The organism is Candidatus Campylobacter infans, assembly GCF_013416015.1.
GTDB classification, from domain to species: domain Bacteria; phylum Campylobacterota; class Campylobacteria; order Campylobacterales; family Campylobacteraceae; genus Campylobacter; species Campylobacter infans.
On record NZ_CP049075.1, the window covers coordinates 704,797 to 725,922 of the forward strand.

Annotated in this window: 22 protein-coding genes; 13 read left to right on the forward strand and 9 right to left on the reverse strand. The window is 35.5% G+C overall.

Annotated elements, in window-relative coordinates; translation table 11 throughout:
* Positions 1–147: 147 nt before the first annotated feature.
* The 10 genes from CINF_RS03685 (at position 148) to pseG (ending at position 7,370) form a co-directional block, all read left to right on the forward strand.
* On the forward strand, positions 148–378 hold the full coding sequence (locus CINF_RS03685; RefSeq protein WP_178696389.1) for a type II toxin-antitoxin system Phd/YefM family antitoxin: 231 nt from the start codon (positions 148–150) through the stop codon (positions 376–378).
* Complete coding sequence (locus tag CINF_RS03690) at positions 368–1,117, forward strand: alpha/beta fold hydrolase (protein WP_179975790.1); 750 nt, start codon at positions 368–370, stop codon at positions 1,115–1,117. Before CINF_RS03685 ends, CINF_RS03690 begins: the two co-directional genes overlap by 11 nt.
* A complete protein-coding gene (locus tag CINF_RS03695) occupies positions 1,114–2,547 on the forward strand; it encodes a Mur ligase family protein (protein WP_179975791.1) in 1,434 nt (477 codons plus the stop codon). Before CINF_RS03690 ends, CINF_RS03695 begins: the two co-directional genes overlap by 4 nt.
* A 26-nt stretch (positions 2,548–2,573) precedes the next feature.
* A complete protein-coding gene (locus tag CINF_RS03700) occupies positions 2,574–3,161 on the forward strand; it encodes an HAD family hydrolase (RefSeq protein WP_179975792.1) in 588 nt (195 codons plus the stop codon).
* Between the two features lie 317 nt (positions 3,162–3,478).
* Complete coding sequence (locus CINF_RS03705; protein ID WP_178696397.1) at positions 3,479–4,156, forward strand: F0F1 ATP synthase subunit A; 678 nt, start codon at positions 3,479–3,481, stop codon at positions 4,154–4,156.
* Complete coding sequence (locus CINF_RS03710) at positions 4,143–4,346, forward strand: hypothetical protein (protein WP_179975793.1); 204 nt, start codon at positions 4,143–4,145, stop codon at positions 4,344–4,346. Before CINF_RS03705 ends, CINF_RS03710 begins: the two co-directional genes overlap by 14 nt.
* The gene (locus CINF_RS03715; protein WP_179975794.1) at positions 4,339–4,887 is read left to right on the forward strand and encodes a thiamine phosphate synthase; all 549 of its coding nucleotides are present in this window, start codon (positions 4,339–4,341) and stop codon (positions 4,885–4,887) included. The genes CINF_RS03710 and CINF_RS03715 overlap by 8 nt, the downstream gene beginning before the upstream one ends.
* 281 nt (positions 4,888–5,168) lie before the next feature.
* Complete coding sequence (locus tag CINF_RS03720; protein WP_179975795.1) at positions 5,169–5,636, forward strand: low molecular weight protein-tyrosine-phosphatase; 468 nt, start codon at positions 5,169–5,171, stop codon at positions 5,634–5,636.
* A 2-nt stretch (positions 5,637–5,638) separates the two neighbouring features.
* On the forward strand, positions 5,639–6,331 hold the full coding sequence (pseF, locus tag CINF_RS03725; protein WP_179975796.1) for a pseudaminic acid cytidylyltransferase: 693 nt from the start codon (positions 5,639–5,641) through the stop codon (positions 6,329–6,331).
* Between the two features lie 13 nt (positions 6,332–6,344).
* A complete protein-coding gene (gene pseG / locus CINF_RS03730; RefSeq protein ID WP_179975797.1) occupies positions 6,345–7,370 on the forward strand; it encodes a UDP-2,4-diacetamido-2,4,6-trideoxy-beta-L-altropyranose hydrolase in 1,026 nt (341 codons plus the stop codon).
* Between the two features lie 149 nt (positions 7,371–7,519).
* Here pseG and hemC read toward each other — a convergent pair whose 3' ends face one another.
* Genes hemC through murJ form a run of 3 tightly spaced genes read right to left on the reverse strand, consistent with a single transcriptional unit; the run spans position 7,520 to position 10,291 of the window.
* The gene (hemC, locus tag CINF_RS03735; protein ID WP_179975798.1) at positions 7,520–8,449 is read right to left on the reverse strand and encodes a hydroxymethylbilane synthase; all 930 of its coding nucleotides are present in this window, start codon (positions 8,447–8,449) and stop codon (positions 7,520–7,522) included.
* 11 nt (positions 8,450–8,460) lie between these two features.
* Positions 8,461–8,853: an FxsA family protein gene (locus tag CINF_RS03740; RefSeq protein WP_179975799.1), complete on the reverse strand. Its 393-nt coding sequence runs from the start codon at positions 8,851–8,853 to the stop codon at positions 8,461–8,463.
* A gap of 40 nt (positions 8,854–8,893) precedes the next feature.
* Positions 8,894–10,291, reverse strand: a complete 1,398-nt coding sequence (gene murJ, locus CINF_RS03745; protein WP_179975800.1) for a murein biosynthesis integral membrane protein MurJ — start codon at positions 10,289–10,291, stop codon at positions 8,894–8,896.
* A 189-nt stretch (positions 10,292–10,480) separates the two neighbouring features.
* Between murJ and pyrH the strand changes: the two genes are divergently transcribed.
* The 3 genes from pyrH (at position 10,481) to CINF_RS03760 (ending at position 13,730) form a co-directional block, all read left to right on the forward strand.
* Complete coding sequence (pyrH, locus tag CINF_RS03750; RefSeq protein WP_178696407.1) at positions 10,481–11,194, forward strand: UMP kinase; 714 nt, start codon at positions 10,481–10,483, stop codon at positions 11,192–11,194.
* Between the two features lie 19 nt (positions 11,195–11,213).
* Positions 11,214–11,426 carry a DNA-directed RNA polymerase subunit omega gene (locus CINF_RS03755; protein WP_178696408.1) on the forward strand — a complete coding sequence of 71 codons (213 nt, stop codon included), beginning with the start codon at positions 11,214–11,216 and terminating at the stop codon, positions 11,424–11,426.
* A 129-nt stretch (positions 11,427–11,555) separates the two neighbouring features.
* Positions 11,556–13,730: a RelA/SpoT family protein gene (locus tag CINF_RS03760; protein WP_179975801.1), complete on the forward strand. Its 2,175-nt coding sequence runs from the start codon at positions 11,556–11,558 to the stop codon at positions 13,728–13,730.
* A 93-nt stretch (positions 13,731–13,823) separates the two neighbouring features.
* Here the strand turns inward: CINF_RS03760 and mnmC are convergent, their stop codons facing one another.
* From mnmC to CINF_RS03790, 6 genes are all read right to left on the reverse strand, one after another.
* A complete protein-coding gene (gene mnmC, locus CINF_RS03765; protein ID WP_179975802.1) occupies positions 13,824–15,752 on the reverse strand; it encodes a bifunctional tRNA (5-methylaminomethyl-2-thiouridine)(34)-methyltransferase MnmC2/FAD-dependent 5-carboxymethylaminomethyl-2-thiouridine(34) oxidoreductase MnmC1 in 1,929 nt (642 codons plus the stop codon).
* Complete coding sequence (locus CINF_RS03770; RefSeq protein ID WP_179975933.1) at positions 15,749–17,203, reverse strand: N-acetylmuramoyl-L-alanine amidase family protein; 1,455 nt, start codon at positions 17,201–17,203, stop codon at positions 15,749–15,751. The genes mnmC and CINF_RS03770 overlap by 4 nt, the downstream gene beginning before the upstream one ends.
* A complete protein-coding gene (locus CINF_RS03775; protein ID WP_179975803.1) occupies positions 17,196–18,308 on the reverse strand; it encodes a nitronate monooxygenase in 1,113 nt (370 codons plus the stop codon). Before CINF_RS03775 ends, CINF_RS03770 begins: the two co-directional genes overlap by 8 nt.
* 8 nt (positions 18,309–18,316) lie before the next feature.
* Positions 18,317–19,519, reverse strand: coding sequence for a tyrosine--tRNA ligase (tyrS, locus tag CINF_RS03780; RefSeq protein ID WP_179975804.1), 1,203 nt, complete (start codon positions 19,517–19,519; stop codon positions 18,317–18,319).
* 110 nt (positions 19,520–19,629) lie between these two features.
* Positions 19,630–20,271, reverse strand: a complete 642-nt coding sequence (locus CINF_RS03785) for a methionine ABC transporter permease (RefSeq protein ID WP_178696414.1) — start codon at positions 20,269–20,271, stop codon at positions 19,630–19,632.
* A gap of 8 nt (positions 20,272–20,279) precedes the next feature.
* Complete coding sequence (locus tag CINF_RS03790) at positions 20,280–21,095, reverse strand: 3'-5' exonuclease (protein ID WP_240156160.1); 816 nt, start codon at positions 21,093–21,095, stop codon at positions 20,280–20,282.
* Between the last annotated feature and the right edge of the window lie 31 nt (positions 21,096–21,126).

Consider the following 21,126-nt stretch of genomic DNA (forward strand, 5'->3'; position numbering starts at 1 on the left):
AAAGATTTAATTTATTTTTTTTATTTTTAAAAAAAGTATTTTTTTGAAAATAGCTTATAATTAAAATTTTATAAATAAATATTTGAAATTTATGTAAATTTTAAAGTAAAATACATATAATTTTACGCAATTTTTAAAGGATTAGCCTTGACCTTTCATAAAGATGAAATTTATACAGCCACACAAGTAGTGCGTAATTTTAGCTCTGTTTTAAACAAAGTATCATCAAATGAAATTAAACGCGCCGTAATCGTAAAAAACAATAATTTTGAAGCAGTTTTATTAAATATGAATGAATATGAACGGCTTTGTGATGCTGTTGGGTTATTAGAAAACATCTACAAACAGCACAAAAAGGACGACAAAAATGGCAAATAGGCAAATAAAAGCCTTAAATCAAGATTATATTGTAAGTTATGAAATTATCGGCGATGGCGCAGATATTGTATTTTTACACGGCTGGGGCGCAAAAAAAGAAATTATGAAAAAAGCTTTTAGCGCGCATTTTGCTGGGTTTAGGCAAATTTATATTGATCTAGCAGGTTTTGGTGCTTCAAGCATTATAAATGCCTTAGATACGCGCTCTTATGCCACTCTTACAAAGGCTTTTTTAGATGATATAGGCGCAAAACCTTTGTGTATTGTAGGCCATAGCTTTGGCGCTAAGGTAGCCACGCTTTTAGCTCCGCCTTTTTTAGTGCTTTTAAGCTCAGCAGGCATAATAAACAAAAAACCTTTTAAAGTTCGTGCTAAAATAGCGATTTTTAAATGCTTTAAAATGCTTGGTTTTGATAAATGTTATAAAATTTTTGCTAGCAAAGATGTGGCTGGTATGAGCAAGGTTATGTATGATACGCTTAAAATCGTAGTAAATGAGGATTTTAGTGAAATTTTTAAATCTTGCGAATCTAAAAGCATAATTTTTTGGGGCAAAGATGATAAAACAACACCACTAGAAAATGGCGAAAAAATCGCTAAATTTATGCCAAATACACTTGATTTTGTGCCTTTAAATGGCGATCATTTTTTCTTTTTGGCTTACGGCGATAAGATCGCAAATATTATAAAAAATTTTATTCAAAACACTAGCGATAACACAATCAAAGGATTAAAATGAGTGGATTAGCTACTTGGATTTTTACATTATGTCTTGGGTATTATAGCATTTGTGCATTACAATGGTATAGTTATAAAATAGAGCGCGTGCTTTTTAATTACGCAAAGCCAAAATGGCATTTATATTACGCGCTTTTGCCGTTTTTGGTGTTTAATTTAGCTCTTATGCTTTCAAATGCCCTGGGGCTTTTGCTGGGTTTTATTTATATAGGGCTTTTGGTGCGCTGGCAAATGCAAATAAAATCGCGCCTTGTAATCACCGAGCGCGTTACTAGGTATTTTTTGATTTTGGCTGTTGTGGCAGCGCTTTGCTTGATGGGCTTTAAAAAATGGTATTTTTTAGCGCCTGCTAGTATCGTGGCTGTGGTGCTTAGCTTTTATTTGAGCTTGCTAATTGAGCGCGAACTTTGTAAAAAATACGAAAAACAAGCCATCGAAAAATTAAAAACTATGAAAGATTTAAAAATCGTGCTAATAACAGCAAGCTATGGTAAAACAAGCATAAAAAATTATTTACAATCGATGCTTGAAAGCGTTTATAAGGTTCAAGCTAGTCCGCGTAGCGTAAATACCGCAGCTGGCTTGCTCCAAGATATAAATGAAAACTTAAATGAAAAAACGCAAATATATATAGCAGAAGCCGGAGCTAGGGCAAAAGGCGATATATTAGAGATTGTTAAAATTTTAAATCCGCAGTTTGTGATTATTGGGCAAATCGGCAACGCTCACCTTGAATATTTTAAAAATCTTGAAAACACGCGCGCCACAAAGCTTGAAGCATTAAAATCAACTCGATTAAAAAAGATCATCGCCCATAGCTCTACTGGATTATCAAACAATGAAAACACCATCATTTACGATGAATTATTTACTCTTATAAGCTCTGGGCTTGATGGATTAAAATTTACTTTAAAAATCGCAAATGAAAGCTTAGAGCTAAATGCTCCAAATATCCTTGGCAGCTTTAATGCGAGCAATTTAACAGCAGCTGCTCTTATGGCAAATGAGCTTGGATTAAGCTCGCAAATAATCAGCCAGAGCATAAGCACGCTCAAAAATCCACAACATCGCCTAAGTCGCATAAATGTTGGCGGTAAAATCATTATAGATGATGGTTTTAATGGAAATTTTGAAGGTATGAGCGCAAGTTATGAGCTAGTGCGCGGATTTGATGGGCGTAAGGTGCTAGTAACCCCTGGCATAATCGAAGGCGCAAAAGATGATAATATCAAGCTTGCAGCCCTTATAAATGAAATTTTTGATTTGGTGATTATCACTGGCGATTTAAATCAAAACGAGCTAAAATCACAGCTAAACAAACCAGAAATAATCACACTAAAAAACAAAAGTGACTTAGAGCAAACCCTAGCACAAAATACAAAAAGTGGGGATTTAATCTTATTTAGCAATGACGCGCCAGAGTATATTTAAGGCGATTTTTAAAATTTAGGATTTTAATGAATTTGGCTCTTTTTGATTTTGATGGCACGATTAGCTTTAATGATAGTTTTGTTAGCTTTTTGAAATACTCTGTGAGCGCGAAAAAATTGTATTTTGGCGCATTTGTGCTAGCACCTTTTATAATAGCTTATAAACTTAAAATTTTAAGTAATCAAAAAGCAAAAGAAAAGGTGCTAAATTATTTTTATAATGGTATGAGCAAGAGTGATTTTAATGAAATTTGCCAGCGTTTTAGCGCTGAAATTTTAAATAATCTTTGTAAGCAAAGCGCGCTAGAATGCTTACAAAATCATAAGCAAAATGGCGATAAGATTGTTATAGTTTCTGCTAGCTTGCAAAATTATTTAGAGCCGTGGTGCGCAAAATACGGCTATGACTTGCTTGCGACTAAATTAGAAGTAAAAAACGGGCTTATTACAGGTTTTATTGATGGGTGGAATTGCTATGGCAAACAAAAGGTGCGCAAAATTAAGCAAAATTATGATTTAGACGCCTTTTGGCGCATTTATGCTTATGGAGATAGTAAGGGCGATTTGCCTATGCTTGCTTTGGCGCATGAGCGTTTTTATAGAAATTTTAAATAATATTTTTGGCTAATATAAGCTGGTTTTTATAATTTTATAAAGAGCTTAATTTTATGTAAAATTTGCGTTTAGATTTTGGCAAGTTTTTGCTTGTTGGCTAAGCTTAATTTATTTAAAATTTTAAAATTTGCTGAATTTTACGCCCTTTAAAAGCTAAAAATATTTTAAAATTTTATCTTTGTTTATTGCTTTTGGGCTGGTTTAATTTAAATAACTAGAAATTTTAAATATGTTTTTAATAAGCACGCAAAAATAATGAATTTTAGGCAATTTTTAGTTTATTTGGCTAAAATTGCGCAATTTTTTTAAGGAACGATATGAAAGATTTGTTTTTATTCTCTGGGGTTATTAGCCATAGCCACACTTTCACCTATCTTTTTCATTTGATTTTGGTCGTTGCCATAGTGCTTATTTTGGCGAAATTAGCCACTTCAAATATGCAATTAATCCCGCGTGGCTTGCAAAATGTATTTGAGGCTTATGTTACTGGCGTTGTTAATATGGGCACTGGGGTTTTAGGTGATGAAGCCTTGGCTAGAAAATATTTGCCCTTAGTGGCGACTATCGGTTTGATCGTAGTTTTTAGCAATGTTATTGGTATAATTCCAGGTTTTGAAGCACCTAGTTCTAGCCTTAATCTTACGCTTTGCTTGGCTTTATGCGTGTTTTTGTATTATAATTTTGAGGGTATTCGCAAACAAGGCGTTGTGCAGTATTTTAAGCACTTTATGGGGCCAAATAAATACCTTGCGCCACTTATGTTTCCTATTGAAATAGTTTCTCACATTTCTCGTATTGTTTCGTTATCTTTTCGTCTTTTTGGTAATATTAAAGGCGATGATTTATTTTTGGCTGTTGTGCTTGCGCTTGCTCCATGGGGCGCGCCGTTGCCGGCTTATGCCTTGCTTACTTTTATGGCCTTTTTACAAGCTTTTATCTTTATGATATTAACTTATGTTTATATTGCGGGTGCTGTTGTAGTTGAAGAGCATTAAAACTTACATTTTTGAATACTTTTTGTATTTTTGTGCTGGCGCTAGCTGGGGGCTTTTTGTGGTGTGGATTATTTTCCCGCCACTTAGGCTTTTTACTTTATTTATTGATCGCATACTCTGGGGCGGGCTTAGTTTGAGCCTTGCTTTTTGTCTTACATTTTTATTAGACAAAATAACAAAAAATGATTAAATACGCAATCACCGATCCGCTTTATTATCAAAATTTATCTTATGCTTTTTGCCATTATCCAAGGCTAAAAGATGCTGATTTTTTATTATTGCGTGATAAAAACGCTAAGGATTATTTTGCCTTGGCTTGCGAGTTTATGAAGTTTAAGCAAGTTTTTAAAAAAACTAAGTTCATTTTACAAAATGATATAAAATTAGCGATTTTATTAAATGCTGATGGTTTGCATTTTAGCTCAAATAACATCTGCGCCATCAAAAATGCTCCACAAAATATGCTAAAAATAGCAAGCACGCATAATGATGATGAAATAATTTTAGCTTGCGAAAGTGGCGCTGATTTTATTACATTTTCGCCTATTTTTGAGTGTAATAAAGGCGCGCCAAAAGGCATAGATGCTTTAAAAAAAGCCACAAAATTAGCAAGCGATTATAAGGTTAAAACGCTAGGGCTTGGCGGGGTAAATAATGCTAGTAAAATAGCGCGCATCAAAAGCACAAAATGCGCTGGTTTTGCTGGGATTAGTTATTTTGTAAGTGGCTAAATTATTATAAATTTTAATTTAGCCCGCGTTTTGGCTGAGCTATTTTGTGCTTTGTAAGATAGCAAGCTTTGAAATGGCGCAGATGAGTTTTATTTGTTTGGCTGGGTTTTGGCTATTTTGTTGAGATTAATTTTGCTTTAAAATTTGCGCTTAAAATTTACTAAATTAAAATTTGCCAAATTAAAATTTGCGCCAAGCATTTAGCGCATTTATAAAATTAAAATTTGTGTCAAGCATTTAAAAATAGGGCAAATTTTAATAATTCTTTAAAAAGGATAAAAATGAAAAAAATTTTATTTGTTTGCCATGGCAATATCTGCCGCTCGCCGATGGCTGAGTTCATAATGAAGCATTTATGCAACAACACAAATCTTGATGAAATTTTAATAGATTCACGCGCCACGCATAAAGATGAGTTAGGCAAAGCCCCACATTATGGCACGCTTAGCACGCTTGCTCGGCATAATATCAGTATTTTTGAGCACCAAGCCACGCTTTTGCTTAAAGATGATTATGATAAATACGATCTTATTTTATGCATGGATAGGGAAAACCTAAAAAATTGTGAATTAATTTTTGGCAAAAGGGCAAATTTTAATGAAAAGGTAAAATTGCTCTTATCCATCTGCCAAAATCAAAACCTTGAAGTAGCAGATCCTTATTATACGGGCGATTTTGAGCGCACTTATAGTGATATAATGAAAGCGTGTAAGGCTTTATTAGAGCAAATAAATCCAAAAAAAGGTTAAAAATGTCAAATTTATGTATCATCACCGCGCGCGGTGGCTCTAAACGCATACCAAATAAAAATATTAAGGATTTTTGTGGCAAGCCAATTATTGCTTATTCGATAATGGCCGCCTTAGAAAGTGGAATTTTTAGCGAGGTTATGGTCTCAACAGATAGCCAAGCAATCGCCAAAGTAGCCAAAGATTTTGGCGCAAGCGTGCCTTTTATGCGCTCAGCTAAAAATAGCGATGATTTTGCAAGCACTGCTGATGTTTTATTAGAGGTTTTAGATGAATATCAAAAACGCGGATTTTGCCCGCAAGATTTTGCTTGCATTTACCCAACAGCGCCCTTTATAACAGCTAAAAAATTACAAAAAGCCTATGAAATTTTAAAAAATCAAAACGCTAATTTGGTCGTTAGCGTGTGTAAGTTTAGCTTTCCGCCACAACGCGCTTATTGCGTAAAAGACGGCTTTTTGGCCTATAAAGAACCACAAAATGCCTCAAAACGCTCACAAGATTTAGAGCCACTTTATCACGACGGGGGGCAGTTTTATTTTTATAATACTGAGCGGTTTTTAAGTTTAAATGGTTGTATCACAGAAAAAATCGTCCCTTTTGAGCTTAGCGAGCTAGAAACGCAAGATATCGATAACCAAAGCGATTGGGAGCTTGCCGCATTAAAATTTAAGCTAATGCAAAGCCAAAATTAATAATTAAGCCAAAATGAAAAATATTTTCATAAGAGCCGATGCTAATGAAATAATCGCAACCGGGCATATAATGCGAACTAGCGCAGTTGCTTATGCCCTAAAAAATCTTGGCGTAAATCCTATTTTTATCACAGCCGATAACAAGGCAAAATTATTCTTAAATGGCTATGAAAATATCATTTTAAATAGCGCGTATAATGACTTAAATGCCGAGCTTGACGCACTTTGCCAGCTTTTAGGCAAAAATAAAAATAGCGTGCTTTTAATTGATAGCTATTTTATAAACCCATTTTATCTTAGCGAGCTTTTAAAATTTACAAAACTAGCTTATATTGATGATTTGTGCGCCTTTGCTTATGAGGTGGATTTGCTTATAAATTATAGTGCGTTTTTGGATTTTGAGGCTTATAAAAGCAAGCAAAATAAGGCAAAAAACTATCTGTTAGGCTCTAATTACGCTCCGCTAAGGGCTGAGTTTAAAATTCAAGCCTCCAAAAGCCCAAAAAATACCGAGCTTAAAAAAATTTTAATTACCACAGGCGGAGGCGATAAAATAAATCTTACTTATAATTTGCTTAATGCGCTTACAAAAGATAAGGATTTAATGCATTTAGAGTATGCAATAATCATTGGCGCGTATAATAAATATAAAGAGCAAATTTTAAATCTTGGCAAAAAATATATAAATTTTAAAACGCACGAAAATGTAAAAAATATGGCAGGGCTTATGCAAGAAGCTGATGTTATAATGTGCGCTGGTGGCAGCACTTTGTATGAATTGGCCGCGCTTGCTAAGCCTTGTATTTGCTTTAAGATCGCTAGCAACCAGCAAGATGCGATAAAATGGGCGCAAGCTAAGGCTTTGCTTTATGCGGGCGATGGGCAAAATCAAATGAATGAGAGCATAAACTTAGCCATAAATTATTTAAAATTTTTACTCAAAAACCCAAACGAAGCACAAAAAATCGCCACAAATGCAAGCAAATTAGTAGATGGCAATGGGGCAAAAAAAATCGCACAGGCCTTGATTGAGTTATAAATTTTAAAATTTAGCGCTTGATTATTGCTTTGCGCGCTTGGCTTAAATTTTAAAATTTGCCCACGAGTTAGTTTAAATTTTAAATTTAACGGAGATTTTGCTGGCAAATTTTAAAATTTAGCGCATGATTATTGCTTTGCGCGCTTGGCTTAAATTTTAAAATTTTCAAGCATTTTTTCACTCAGTGCTAAAAGCTCGCAAGCTCCGCGCTCTATAAAGCTATTTGCAAAATCCACGCCTGCGCTCAAATACTCGCTTTTAGCGTATGTTTTGCTATCTTTTAAAATTTTTGAAGCATCGATTAAACCAAGCACGGCTTTGACGCTAATGATTTCATTATCTAGCACGGCATTTACGCCAATTGGTGCTTGGCAGCCTCCATTTAGTCTATCAACAAAGGCTCTTTCTACGCTAGTTTCTATGCGGGTTTTTTCATCGTCTAAAAAGGCGATGGCTTCTTTGATGGCGGTGTTTTTACTTGCTATTTCAATGCCTAATGCGCCTTGACCCATCGCTGGTATAGTATCAAGCGTGCTTATAAAGCTTACAAGTTCATTAAGTTTTAATCTTTCAATCCCGGCCTTTGCCAAAATAATACCATCAAAAACTCCATCTTTTAATTTTTGAATGCGCGATATTACATTGCCACGCAGGCTAATTAGCTCTAAATCAGGGCGCAGGGCGCGTATTTGCATTTGGCGGCGAAGGCTGGTGGTGCCAATTTTTGCTCCGCGTGGCAAGGCTTGTAATGACGAATATTTCATACTTAATAAAGCATCGCTTGTATTTGCGCGCGAACAAACACAAGCAAGCTCTAAGCCAGGCTCAAAGCGCGTAGGCACATCTTTTAGGCTATGGACGGCTATGTGGGCTTGTTCGTTTAATAGGGCATTTTCAAGCTCTTTTGTAAAAAGTCCCTTGCCGCCGATTTTTGCTAGTGGAGTATCTAAGATCACATCGCCTTTTGTTTTCATTGTAATTAGCTCTACTTCATGGCCCTTTTGGCGCAATAAACCAGCGATATGCTCGCTTTGCCATAAGGCAAGAGCGGATGCGCGAGTGGCAATTTTTATTTTCATTTGTTTAGCCTTTATTTAAGATTATTTGGACGCTCGTCAATAATTTCTACATCGATTATTTCATCATCTGCGCTAAAATCATTAGTGTAAGAGGGCGTATTTTTCTTAGTTAAAAACACTGAAAAAATTATTATCAAAACAGCCAAAATATCGCATAAAATCCCGGGCAATATCAGCAAAAATCCACTAAATACAAAACCAAAAGAGCCAAAAATCCCAGCAAAATTTGCTTTTTGCATATTTGAATAAAGCCCAAAACCACCGCCATGAATTACTAAATAAGACCCTAGCATTAAACTTAAAAACGCCTCTAACAAATACCACAAAAAGCCGACATTTATGATAAAAACGATAGTGCAAATACACTCAAAAATCAAATAAGGTAAAAGTAAAATTTTAAGCATAAAAACCTAACAAAATATTTTGCGCGATTGTAGCAAAAAATCATAAATTTGCTAGCAAAAAAATCCTTAAATAATAAAGCATAAAAGCAAAAATTAGGCTACAAAGCAAGGTTAAAAGCGTGATTTTTGAATAAATTAGCTTAAAAAACTCTCTAAATCCAAAAACCCATAAAGCACAAAATAAAATAAAAAATCCACTAATTGAGCCTGATAGTGCAATTCCGCTAGCACCAAATGGCCTAAACAAAACAAGGCAAAAAGTAATATTTATAAAAAGTGAATATATAGAAATTTTAGCGGCCAAGCCTTGTTTGAAATGCGCAAAAAGCCAAAGAGAAAAAAGCTTATACAACCCAAAAGGCAATAATCCAAGCATACACATTTGTAGCACTATGGCGCATTCTTTGGTGTTTTGTGCGTTAAACTCCCCGCGCTCAAAAAGCAAGTAAATTATAGGCTCAGCAAGCAAAAATCCACCAATGCTAGCAAACAATAAAAGAGCAAATAAAACATCAAAGCCTTTTTTTAATAAATTCTTAGCCAAAAGCTCATCGCCGGCTTTGATTTGTTTTGAAATTTTAGGGAAAATTGCTGTGCTAAGAGCTATGGCAAAAAGTGCTAGCGGGAGCTGAAATATGCGGTTTGCATAATATAAATAGCTAATGGCTCCGCTTGCTAAAAAGCTAGCTATTAGCGTGCTAGCAAAATCGCCAATTTGTGCAGCTGAGCTACCTAAAACGCCAGCAAAAAAGCTTTTATAAAAGCCTTGCATTTTTGCCCTTTGAGAGCCAAAAAACTTAGCCAAGCCAAGAGTTAAAATTTTAAATAATCCAAGCTTTTTGATGGCAAATAAATGCGCTAAAACTTGTAATACTCCACCAGCTACCACGCCCCAGCTAAGATACAGCGCAGCTGTGCTTTGGGGTTTGTTGTGAGCAAAGATTAAAGCACAAATCATAGCTATATTTAAAAGCGCCGTGCTAAATGCGCTTGTGGCAAAATGCGAGCGATATTGTAATAAACTAGCAAAAACGCTGACTATAAAAATACAAAGCAAATACCAAAAATTTATGCGAACAAGCGGTAATGCTAAATTGATGCTTTGTGCATCAAAACCAAGGGCTAAAAGCTTAGTAAATAGCGGTGTAAAAAGCATTACAAGCAAGCTAAGCCCTAGCATAAATGCGCTAAATTTTAATAAAACCTCAGCCAAAAATAGCCCCTTTTTGCTGCTTTTTATAAAATGTGGCAAAAAAGCTTGCGTAAATGCGCCCTCGCCAAAAAGTCGCCTAAAAAGATTAGGCAATTTAAAAGCTACAAAAAATATATCACTCCAAAGTCCTGCGCCAAGACTAGCAGCCGTTAGCAGATCGCGTAAAAATCCTAAAATGCGTGAGATAAAAATACCAGCTGAATTAGTAAAAAAATGTCTAAGCATAAGCCCTCAAAAATTTTTGCTTATTATAGCGCGTTTAGAAGCGTTTTGGCAGGTTAAAATTTATGAAATTTTAAAATTTGCTTGCTTGGAAGTGTTTAGAAATTTTAAAAATAAAGCCAAAATTAAAGGATATTTTACTAAAATCGCAAAATTTTTGTGCCTGTACAAAATAGGCAAAAGGGAGATAAAATGAAAGAAAAACGCGTTTTAGTTAAATTTTCAGGCGAGGCACTAGCTGGTGGTTCTGGTTTTGGTATAGAGCCTGAAATTTTAAAATACATTGCCGAAGAGATCAAATCCTTAGCAGTTGCTGGTGTGCAAATTGGCATAGTAATAGGCGGAGGCAATATAATTCGTGGTGTAAGTGCTTCACAAGGTGGAATTATAGGGCGCACAAGTGGCGATTATATGGGAATGCTCTCAACCGTGATAAACTCCATAGCCTTGCGCGAGGCAATAGAGCGTGTAGGGCTAAATGTGCGCGTTCAAAGCGCGATAAAAATGGAGGCGATTTGTGAAACATTTATCATCGGGCGCGCGATAAGACATATGCAAAAAGGGCGCGTGGTGATTTTTGCAGCTGGAACGGGCAATCCGTTTTTTACCACAGATACAGCAGCTACTTTGCGTGCTATTGAGATGGAATCTGATATGATTATAAAAGCTACAAAAGTAAATGGCGTTTATGATAAAGATCCGGTGAAATTTTCTGATGCGCAGTTAATTGGCGAATTAAGCTATGATAAAGCCTTAGCTGATGATATAAAAGTAATGGACGATACAGCAATCGCGCTTGCAAAAGATAATAAATTGCCGATAGTAGTTTGTAATATGTTTGAGCCGGGCAATATCGCTAAAATCGTAGTAGATGAGGATTTAAGCGGTTGTTCGGTGGTAAAGTAAATTTTAAATAAGGGTATAAATGAGAGCAGAACAAATAATCACAAAAGCACTTCAAAAAGTAGGCGATGATAGATATAAGCTAGCTTTGATGGTGGCTAAAAGAGCAGAGCAATTAGGCGCAGGAGCTAGCGCGCTAGTAGAAAATACAAGCAAGATGAAAAGCGTAGATATCGCGCTTTTAGAGATTGCCGAGGGTAAAATAATCTTAGACAATGATAGCGCAGAAGCTTAAAATTTTGAAATTTTAAAATTTTAAAGCTAAGGATTTAGTTTAAAATTTTAAAAACAAATAAAATTTTAAACTCCAAGCTTTATAAAAAGTAAAATTTTAAAATTTAATAAGCTATAAGGGTTAGTTTAAATGAATAAAAGCGATAATAGCTTAGAGTTATTAATCGAGCAAATTTGTCGTTGCCACGATATAGAAAGCGCAAAAGATATTTTATATGGCGTAACTAAGCCAACTGGTATGTTATTAAAGGCGGTGAATTTTTGCATTTGCTTGCATGAAGGACAGGTGCGAAAAAGTGGCGAGCCATACAGCATTCATCCTATTTTAGTGGCGTGCTTTGTAGCGCATATGGGCGGAGATGAAAGTATGCTTTTGGCTGCGCTTTTACATGATGTGGTAGAAGATACAGAATGTAGTAAAGAAGATGTGGCTTTTGAGTTTAGCGAAGAAGTGGCGGATTTAGTAGATGGATTAACTAAAATAGTTGCTATTCGCAAAGATGAATTAGTTAGTTCAAGCTCAAATGAAAAACTAACGGCCTCAGCACTGACCTTTCGTAAAATGCTTTTAAGCTCTATTGACGATATGCGCGTGCTTGTAATTAAATTATGCGATAGACTTCATAATATGCTAACCCTTGAAGCCTTGCGCCCTGATAAGCAACGCCGAATAGCCGAAGAAACGCTGATTGTGTATGCGCCAATCGCTCATAGGCTGGGAATTTCGGCTATTAAAAATGTGCTTGAAGATTTAGCGTTTAAGTATGTTTTGCCAGATGAATATGCCAAAATAGACGATTTTATCAATTCATCTAAACAACAACTACAACTAAAAATAAATTCATTCAGCCAAAAAGTTACAAACGAGCTTTTAGCAAATGGTTTTAGTGAGGATAGTTTTGAGATACAAAAACGCATAAAGCATTATTATTCAATATATCTAAAAATGCAAAGAAAGGGCATAAGTTTAGAAGAAATTTTAGATTTATTGGCTGTTAGGGTGATAGTTAGCGAGGATATGGATTGTTATTTGGTGCTTGGAATTTTGCATATGAATTTTAGCCCGCTAATATCTAGGCTAAAAGATTATATCGCCTTGCCTAAGCAAAATGGTTATCGCACGCTTCACACCACGCTTTTTGATGATAAAAGCATTATAGAAGCGCAAATTCGCACTTTTTCTATGCACAAAACAGCAGAATACGGCGTAGCAGCTCATTGGCGCTATAAGCACGGCGGCAGCTTTATGCCTAGCGTGAATAACTGGCTAAAAGAATTAAAAGAAGATGAAAGCAAAAGTGCGCCTGAGGATTTTTATGAATATGCAAAAGATAGTCTTTATGTAGAAGATATTGCTGTGTATTCGCCTGCTGGCAGGCCTTTTACATTACCACGCGGTGCTACCGCGCTTGATTATGCCTATGAAATCCACTCAGAAATCGGCCTACACGCCAAAGAAGCCTATGTAAATAAATTAAAAGTGCCTTTGCTAACTGAATTAAAAAACGGGGATATAGTTCAAATAATCACCGGCGATGAGCCAAAATATCGATGTAGCTGGCTAGATAATGTAAAAACTGGCAAGGCACGCGCCACTATCCGCGCGCATTGTCGCCAAAAATTAAAAGACATAAATATAGCCATTGCGCATAAAATTTTATCTGCGATTTTTGACATAGATGATGATAAATTAAATCAATGGCTTGAAGCTGAAAACTACAAAAAAAATATTTTCAAAATCGCCACAGATTCTGTATTTTTACAAGATGTGGTAAATACGCTAAAAAAATATCCGCGCAAAGAAAAAATTTTTGGCTTTTCAAGCAAATATGAGATAAAAAAGCAAAAATGCGATAATATCGTAATTTATAGCAATTTTAAGATAAATCGAGCGATGTTTGATTACTGCTGTAATCCTAAGCGTGGTGATGATATTTTGGGCTTTCGTTCAAATCATAGCGTGATTGTCCATCATAAGCTTTGCGAAAGAGCTAGCAAGCTAATGGCAAATGGAGATGAAATGATTTTTGTAAAATGGGCTAAAAATGCGCCAAATCGCTATAAGATTATTTTAAACATAGAAAATAAGCGCGGTAGCCTAGCTAGCTTTTTAAATGATTTAGCCAAGCAAAATATGGATTTAGTAACCATAACGCTAAATGAAGGCGGCGAAGAAGAAAGCGTGGAGTATTTTGAGCTAATCGCCCAAACCCAACAAGACGCCGATGTGGGCGCAATACGCGAGAGATTAAAAGATAAATATAAAATTATAGAGTGGAATTCCTTAGCCGATGCGTATTCATAGCCAAATGCGCGAAATTTTAAATTATCATTAGCTAGCCGTATTCATAGCTAAATGCCAAAAATAAATCACTTGCTTTTAAATATAAAATTTAGTTTAATTTAAGCCCTTTTTTAGCTTGCGAATTATAAAGCGCGCTGGGTGAATTTCATTTAAAATGCTAGCGCGCACGCAAGGCTGGCGCTTTAATAATAAATCGCAAATAAGCTCAGCCCCCAAAACAGCACTAGCTAGTCCATGCGCGCCATGAGCGGTATTTACAAATACATTTTTATGGTATTTTGGGGCTTTTTGCTCGCTTTTATTTTTGTTCCATAAAAGCGCTTTGTAATCTTGTTTAAACGCGCTTATATCGTGCATTTGCCCAATTATCGCAAATCTATCGCCGCTATAAGCGCGAAAGCCTACATTTGAGCTTAAAATTTCTACTTGATTTGTGCTGATAAACTCGCTTAAATTAGCGATATTTTGGGCGTTGTCGCTATCTTTTGGGCTTAGGGATAAATCTAGTCTATTAAAGGTTGAACCTATTGTTTGGCCTTTTTGGCGTGCCTTACAAATATACCCGCGAGCGCAAAAGGGCGTTTTTAATTCAAGCAAGGGTGAAATAATCGTGCTTTGACCTCTTACCTTGCTCAAAAGCAAATTTTCATCATAATTTTTTATTAAATCCAGGCCATCACCACCGCCAGCAAAAATAATTATATCAGCTTTTGTTTGTTGGGCCGTCTTGTTTTGTTTATAATTTATTAAATAACAATTTTGCTCTTTATTAAAATTTGCGTTTAAAAAAGTGCTTGAAAAGCTTATATTTAAGGTTTTAGCTAGGTGCTTGCGAAAACTCAAAACTTCAATTTGTGCGCCTTTTTTTATGTTTATTTTAGGATAGGGCAGGGCATTTTCATCATAGCTTAAAAGTGTGCTATTTGCATTTTTGAAGCGAGTTTGCTGGGCTTTATTTGTGGCATAATGTAAAATTTGGCAAAAATCAATAAAATTGAAAAAATTTTGATCTTGCCTATAAAAATTATACGCTAAAAGCGAGCTAAGCAAAGAAAAACGCCCAAGCAAAACATCATTTTTTGTAATTAGCGGGAGCAAAAGACCGCTTTCATTTGAGCTTGCGCCATTTTGAAGGTCTTTTTGTTTTTCTAAAATTTCGCAGTTTATGCCTAAATTTTTTAATTTATAAGCAGTGATTAGCCCTGCGATACCAGCGCCTATTATTATGGCCTTTTTGCCTTTTAGGGCGTGGATTTTTGGCATTGCGAGATCAATTTCGTGTAAATTTTGAAAATTTGGATAAGAAAACCATATGTTTTTATTGATATTGCGCGTTTTTGGCTGGTTGCAAATGGCGTGAGAAAACTCCCTTTTTTTATTAGTGCCTTTAAGTTTAAAATGCGTAAAATCAGCACTCTTTAAGCCATCTTTTAGCACTCTTGCACAGCTAAAACTTCTAGCCACGCAACCCTTCAAACTAAACTCACCCAAACGCTCTAAAAAACGCTTATCCCACATTTGCGGATTTTTAGACGGACTAAAACCATCTAAAAACCAAATATTTGCCCTAAAAAAACTCTCATCTAAAAAATCCAAAATATCGCCAAAATAAAGATCTAAAATAATCTCATTTTTATTATTTAAATAAAATTTTAATCGCACCAGCTCGTTTTGGATAATTTCGTATTGTTTATAAAAAGCACTAAAAAGCTCGCTAAGCTCGTTTTTTAAGGCTAAAAACTGCTTTGATTCATAAATGCTTTTTAGCTCATTTTGGCTTAGTGGATATTTTTCAACGCTAATATAATGTAAATCAAAACCCATCTTTAATGCTTTTTGTGCGCTTAAAAAGAAGTTTAGCCCAGCTCCAAATCCCGCCTCAGCCACTACTATATTTTTAAAATTTCTAAAATAATTAAAAGCATCTATATAAACTTGCTCTCTCTCACCAAGCGGATTGAAAGCATCAAAATACACATCATCAAAGCGCGATGCATATGGAGCGTTATTTTTAAAAATCATGGGTTTTTGGCAAAATAAGCATCAATGCCATCTGCAATGCCTTTTGCCAAGGCTTGTTGGTATTTATCATTTGCTATTAGCTTGCTTTCTTTTGGGTGAGAGATGTAGCCTACTTCTATTAACGCTGCTGGCATAAGCGCGCCAACAAGCACCCAAAATGGAGCTTCTCGCACGCCACCATCGTTTATTTTATAATTAGTCTTTACGCTTTTTAACATACCGCTTTGTAAATCTATGGCTAATTTATTACTAGATATGATTTTTTCGCGGTTTAAAAAATTAAGAAAGCTAATTTTACTAAAATAATTCATTTCATCGGTGTCTGCTTTGTTTTCAAGGTTGGCTGCGTCCATGGAGCGTTTGGAGCGAGTAGGGCTTAGAAAAAATGTTTCTATGCCACTTGTGATTTTTGCGTTTTTTTCGTTGGCTACGGCGTTTGCGTGGATTGAAATAAATAAATTAGCGTTTTTTTCGTTAGCAAAACTAGTGCGGGTTCGCAAATTTACAAATTTATCGCTTGAACGCGTATAATACACCTTATAACCGCGATTTTTTAGGATACTAGCTAGTTTTTTGCTGATATTTAGCACAATGTCTTTTTCTTTTAGTTTTTTATCGTTTGAGAGTGCGCCACCATCTTTGCCACCATGACCTGGGTCAATTACTATAATTTTTTTAGCCCTTTCTTGCTTGTTGGGCGCGTTTTGCTGGTTTTGATTGTTTGCTAAATTTTCATATTTTGTTAAATTTTCATCTTCTTCATTTATGTTTTTTTGCTCTGCTTGTTTTGCTTTATTTATTTTTTCTTCGTTTTTGAAAATCAATTCATTTTGTTTTAGATTAAAGCTTATATTTATTTTTTTTTCTGCTTGAAATACCACGCGCACCTTGTTTTGGCTTTGTTGTGCTATTCGTAAGCTAGGGCTTATTTTTTGATTAAAATTTGGAATTTTGATATTTAAGAATGCGTTTATATCATAAATTTTGCGGTATGATTTATTGTCTTTTAGCTCAAAACTTTTGATATTGTTTTTATTTAAAGGCGCGCTAAGCTTAAATTTTAATTCATTTTCATTGCTACTAATAGAAATTATATTTATTTTTTGTTTGCTTTGTGTTTTGGTGTTTGTAAAGACGCTTTTTTCATTATTTTTAATTTTGCTTTGAGTTTGCGCTTTGGGTTTTTTTTGGTTTAGCTCTTTTTCGTAATTAGAATAATCTAAGCTCAAAGCCTTAGAAGCTTTTATAAGGCGAATTAGGGCTTTATTTTTATCTGTGTCCTTGCCGTTCATTACAGATTTTATATAAACGCCCTTTAAATCATTATATATTTTAATCTTGCCAACTCTACTAGCATTTGCAAAATTCTTATCAAAAGCCTCAAAAGCATTGGCATTTAAGTTAGATATTAAGGCCAAAAATAATGCAAAAGCTAGAAAATACCTAAGCATTTTCTCCACGCGTTAGCTTTTTAAGAAGTTCTTTTACGCTTATAATTTCTTTAAGGCGGTATCCGTTTGCGCCTGTGAAAAATAAGCCTGTGTCTTTTTTGCCGCTAACTGCGTCATAGAGTCTATCAGCAATGCAATACCCCACAGCTTTTGCGCCTATGCCACGCTTACAAGGGCTTACGCAATTTGAAATGCAATTTATCTTAGGGCCTTGTTTGTTTTCTACTAATTTTATTAAGTTTGTGCGAATTCCGCGTGCTGGGTAGCCAACTGGTGATTTAAATAACTTTATATCGTTTTGCGTGGCATCAAGCAAAACTTGCTTAAACTCAGGTGCAGCATCGCATTCATGCGTGCCAATAAAGCGTGTTCCCATTTGCACGCCACTTGCTCCAAGATTTATGGCATTTATTATATCTTGGTGATCCCAAATCCCGCCAGCTGCAATCACAGGTATAGGTCTGCCTGCTTTTTTGGCCCATTCATTTGCTTCTGCTACAACAGGGCTTATTAGTTTTTCTAGCGCAAATTCTGGATCCAAGCATTGCTCATAAGTAAAGCCTTGATGTCCGCCACTTTTTGGCCCTTCTAGCACAAAGGCATCAGGCAAGACATCATAACGCATTAGCCAGCGTTTGCAAATAATTTTTAATGCTTGAACGGAGCTGATTATAGGCACTAGGGCTACATCTTTAAAATTTTTAGTAAATTCAGGCAAGCTAGTAGGCAAACCAGCACCTGAAATAATAATATTTATGCCATGCTCGCAAGCATCTTTTACTATTCTTGCGTAATCATTGCTAGCACACATTATATTTGCCCCTAGCGGTTTATCGCCACAAATTTTTCTTGCGTTATCGATTATTGCCTTAAAGCCGGCTGTTGAATAAAAATTTTCACTATTATACGGCCTAAAATTTAGCTCTTTACTAACAAATTTTAAGTGATTATAATACCCAGTGCCTACTGAGCTAATAACGCCAAGCGCGCCATTTGCGCTAACTGTGCCAGCTAGACGATCCCAGCTAATGCCAAGTCCCATACCACCTTGTATTATTGGAATTTTAATTTCGTATTTGCCTATTTTTAATGCTTTTAAATCCATTGTTTTACCTATTTTATTATTAGTTTTGCAAAAGCTTTTTTGCCTACTTGAATGGCGTATTGGCCGACATTTAAATGTAATTGTTCATCATTTATTTTAACCCCGTTTATGCTTAGGGCGTTTGCTTTTATGGCTCGTCTTGCATCTGAGCTTGATGTGCAAAGCTCGCATAATTTTAAGGCTTCAACTATCCAAATATCAGCCTTTGCGCTAAATTCTTTCATATTACTTGGCAATGCGCCTTTTGAATGAATGCTTTCCCATTCGCTTAAAGCATTTTTAGCACTTATTTCATCATAAAAGCGCGCTGTAATCTCACAAGCAAGGTCTTTTTTGGCTTGCATAGGATGATAATCATTGCTTTTTACCCGCTCTTTTAGCTCATTTATTTGCTCTGTGCTTTTATTTGAGAGTAATAAATACCACTCCCACATCAATTCATCGCTAATGCTCATAATCTTTGCTAGCATATCATCTGCTGGTTCGGTTATGCCTATATAATTGCCTAAACTTTTGCTCATTTTATTTGCGCCATCAAGTCCAATTAAAAGCGGTATCATAAAGACACTTTGTTCTTTGTTGAGATTATAAGTGCGCTGTAAGGTGCGCCCCATTAGCAAATTAAACTTTTGATCTGTGCCACCCATTTCTATATCGCTTTTTAAATGCACGCTATCATAGCCTTGTAATAAAGGATACAAAAACTCGCTTATTGCTATGCTTTGATTTTGTTTGTAGCGTTTGGTAAAATCATCTCTTTCTAGCATTCTAGCCACGCTAAAAGTCCCAGCAAGCGCGATTAAATCGCTAGCACTAAGCTTATTTAACCAAGCTGAATTAAACACAATTTGCGTTTTGCTCTCATCTAAAATTTTAAAAACCTGTTCTTTGTAGGTTTTGGCGTTTTTGGCTACTGTTTGCTCGTCTAAAATTTTTCTTGTTGCGCTTTTGCCTGTTGGATCGCCTATGCGCGCAGTAAAATCGCCTATTAAAAATAGCACTTTTGCGCCATGTTTTTGTAAAAAGGCTAGCTTATTTAGCACCACGGTATGGCCTAAATGCAAATCAGCAGCGGTAGGATCCATACCAATTTTTACCAAAAAATGTTCGCCTTTTTCGTAATAATTTTTTATAAGTTCTTGGATTTTTTCTAGCCCAATAATCTCAGCTGCGCCCTTTTGCAACTCGTTTAAAATGGTGCTAATGTCCATAAAAGTCCTTTAAAATTGATAAAAAAACGCAATTCTATCTTAAAATTTCATAATTAAACATAAATTTTTTGTAATTTAGCGCGCAAAAAAGATAAAAATTAAAATTTTAATTATTTTTTAAGCTTTTTGTAAGCAAAATCGCCTAGACTTTGAATTATTTGAACTAATAAAATCAAAATAATCACCGTATAAATCATCACATCAGGCTTAAAGCGTTGATAGCCATAACGCACCGCTACATCGCCCAAACCGCCTCCGCCTACCGTACCAGCCATAGCCGAAAAGCCTATTATCATTATAAGCGTTAGGGTTAGGGCGTTGATGATTGCGGGCAAGGCTTCTCTTAATTGCACCTTAAAAATAATTTGAAAACGCGATGCACCAAAGCTCATAGCCGCTTCAATCACGCCTTTATCAACTTCAAGCATCGCCGCTTCAATCAATCTTGCAATAAAAGGTGCTGAGCCAATGGTTAGTGGCACGATAGCAGCGCTCGTGCCTATACTCGTGCCTATTATTAGTTTGGTTAGTGGAAAAAGAACTATCATCAAAATTATAAAAGGAAAACTTCTTAAAGTATTTACAATTATATCAAGCGTGCGGTAAATTGCGATATTTTGGGCTAATCCGCCTTTTTTGGTAAGTATTAAAATAACTGCTAAACCAAGCCCGATAATAAAGGCCAAAATCGTAGAAACTAGCGACATATATAGCGTTTCAAGCGTGGCTTTATACAATAAATTAGCTAACATCTTAATCCTTAATTAAAATTTATTTGATTTAAAGGCTCAATTTTTGGCTCAATTTGCATGCTTGGCGCGCTTTTGCTAAAAAAGATTAAATCCTCCACGCTTTGAACGCTCCAAGGCAATTTTAAAATGCAGTATTTTAAAATTTCAGCTGCTGAGATAGCATCGCTAAATGCGCGGTGGTGGATATTTTCAATGCCTAAAAGCTCTTTAAGGATGTTTAGTTTATAGCGCTGGCTAGCTATGCAACGCTTAGCAAGCTCAACCGTACAAAGCGCTCTATTTAACAAAGGCGGATAGCCCAAATCCACTAAACTTTTAGAAATAAAGCCATAATCAAAACGCACATTATGCGCTACAAAAACGCAATCACCCAAAAAATCACGGAAATTTTTCAGCGCATAAGCAAGGCTGGGCGCGCCTATTAAATCATTTGCGCTTAATCCTGTAAGCTCTGTGATTACTTGTGGGACGCAATCAGCATAAATTAAAGTAGAAAAAGCTCCGGTTTGTTCGCCATTTATTAGCTTAATCGCGCCTATTTCGATGATTTGTCCGCTATTGATAGAGCCTGTGGTTTCTATATCAACCACGCAAAATTCCTGCTTGCATAACTCTCTTTTATTTGTCGCAAGGCTAATTACTCCATTTTGCTCGCAAAGCTCCAAGCCAAGCGCGCACCAATTTTCTACCTGACTAATATCTACATCGCTTAATTCATCGATTTTAGCAGCAATTTGTAAAAAAGCGTCTTTATTTAATGGAGCCTTATTTAACAAAGAAATTAAAAGCTCGGTTTCGTTAATTTTTTTCTTTTTCTTTATCAAGTTTTTCTCGTTTTTATTTTTAAAATTTTTT

Excerpts from the sequence above, each read along its gene's own strand:
- pyrH (WP_178696407.1), top strand. The coding sequence starts at position 10,481 with ATGAAAGAAAAACGCGTTTTAGTTAAATTTTCAGGCGAGGCACTAGCT.
- murJ (WP_179975800.1), bottom strand. The coding sequence starts at position 10,291 with ATGCTTAGACATTTTTTTACTAATTCAGCTGGTATTTTTATCTCACGC.
- hemC (WP_179975798.1), bottom strand. The coding sequence starts at position 8,449 with ATGAAAATAAAAATTGCCACTCGCGCATCCGCTCTTGCCTTATGGCAA.
- CINF_RS03760 (WP_179975801.1), top strand. The coding sequence starts at position 11,556 with ATGAATAAAAGCGATAATAGCTTAGAGTTATTAATCGAGCAAATTTGT.
- CINF_RS03720 (WP_179975795.1), top strand. The coding sequence starts at position 5,169 with ATGAAAAAAATTTTATTTGTTTGCCATGGCAATATCTGCCGCTCGCCG.
- CINF_RS03695 (WP_179975791.1), top strand. The coding sequence starts at position 1,114 with ATGAGTGGATTAGCTACTTGGATTTTTACATTATGTCTTGGGTATTAT.
- pseF (WP_179975796.1), top strand. The coding sequence starts at position 5,639 with ATGTCAAATTTATGTATCATCACCGCGCGCGGTGGCTCTAAACGCATA.
- tyrS (WP_179975804.1), bottom strand. The coding sequence starts at position 19,519 with ATGGACATTAGCACCATTTTAAACGAGTTGCAAAAGGGCGCAGCTGAG.
- CINF_RS03785 (WP_178696414.1), bottom strand. The coding sequence starts at position 20,271 with ATGTTAGCTAATTTATTGTATAAAGCCACGCTTGAAACGCTATATATG.
- CINF_RS03755 (WP_178696408.1), top strand. The coding sequence starts at position 11,214 with ATGAGAGCAGAACAAATAATCACAAAAGCACTTCAAAAAGTAGGCGAT.
- CINF_RS03770 (WP_179975933.1), bottom strand. The coding sequence starts at position 17,203 with ATGCTTAGGTATTTTCTAGCTTTTGCATTATTTTTGGCCTTAATATCT.
- mnmC (WP_179975802.1), bottom strand. The coding sequence starts at position 15,752 with ATGATTTTTAAAAATAACGCTCCATATGCATCGCGCTTTGATGATGTG.
- CINF_RS03705 (WP_178696397.1), top strand. The coding sequence starts at position 3,479 with ATGAAAGATTTGTTTTTATTCTCTGGGGTTATTAGCCATAGCCACACT.
- CINF_RS03775 (WP_179975803.1), bottom strand. The coding sequence starts at position 18,308 with ATGGATTTAAAAGCATTAAAAATAGGCAAATACGAAATTAAAATTCCA.
- CINF_RS03700 (WP_179975792.1), top strand. The coding sequence starts at position 2,574 with ATGAATTTGGCTCTTTTTGATTTTGATGGCACGATTAGCTTTAATGAT.
- CINF_RS03690 (WP_179975790.1), top strand. The coding sequence starts at position 368 with ATGGCAAATAGGCAAATAAAAGCCTTAAATCAAGATTATATTGTAAGT.
- CINF_RS03740 (WP_179975799.1), bottom strand. The coding sequence starts at position 8,853 with ATGCTTAAAATTTTACTTTTACCTTATTTGATTTTTGAGTGTATTTGC.
- CINF_RS03715 (WP_179975794.1), top strand. The coding sequence starts at position 4,339 with ATGATTAAATACGCAATCACCGATCCGCTTTATTATCAAAATTTATCT.
- pseG (WP_179975797.1), top strand. The coding sequence starts at position 6,345 with ATGAAAAATATTTTCATAAGAGCCGATGCTAATGAAATAATCGCAACC.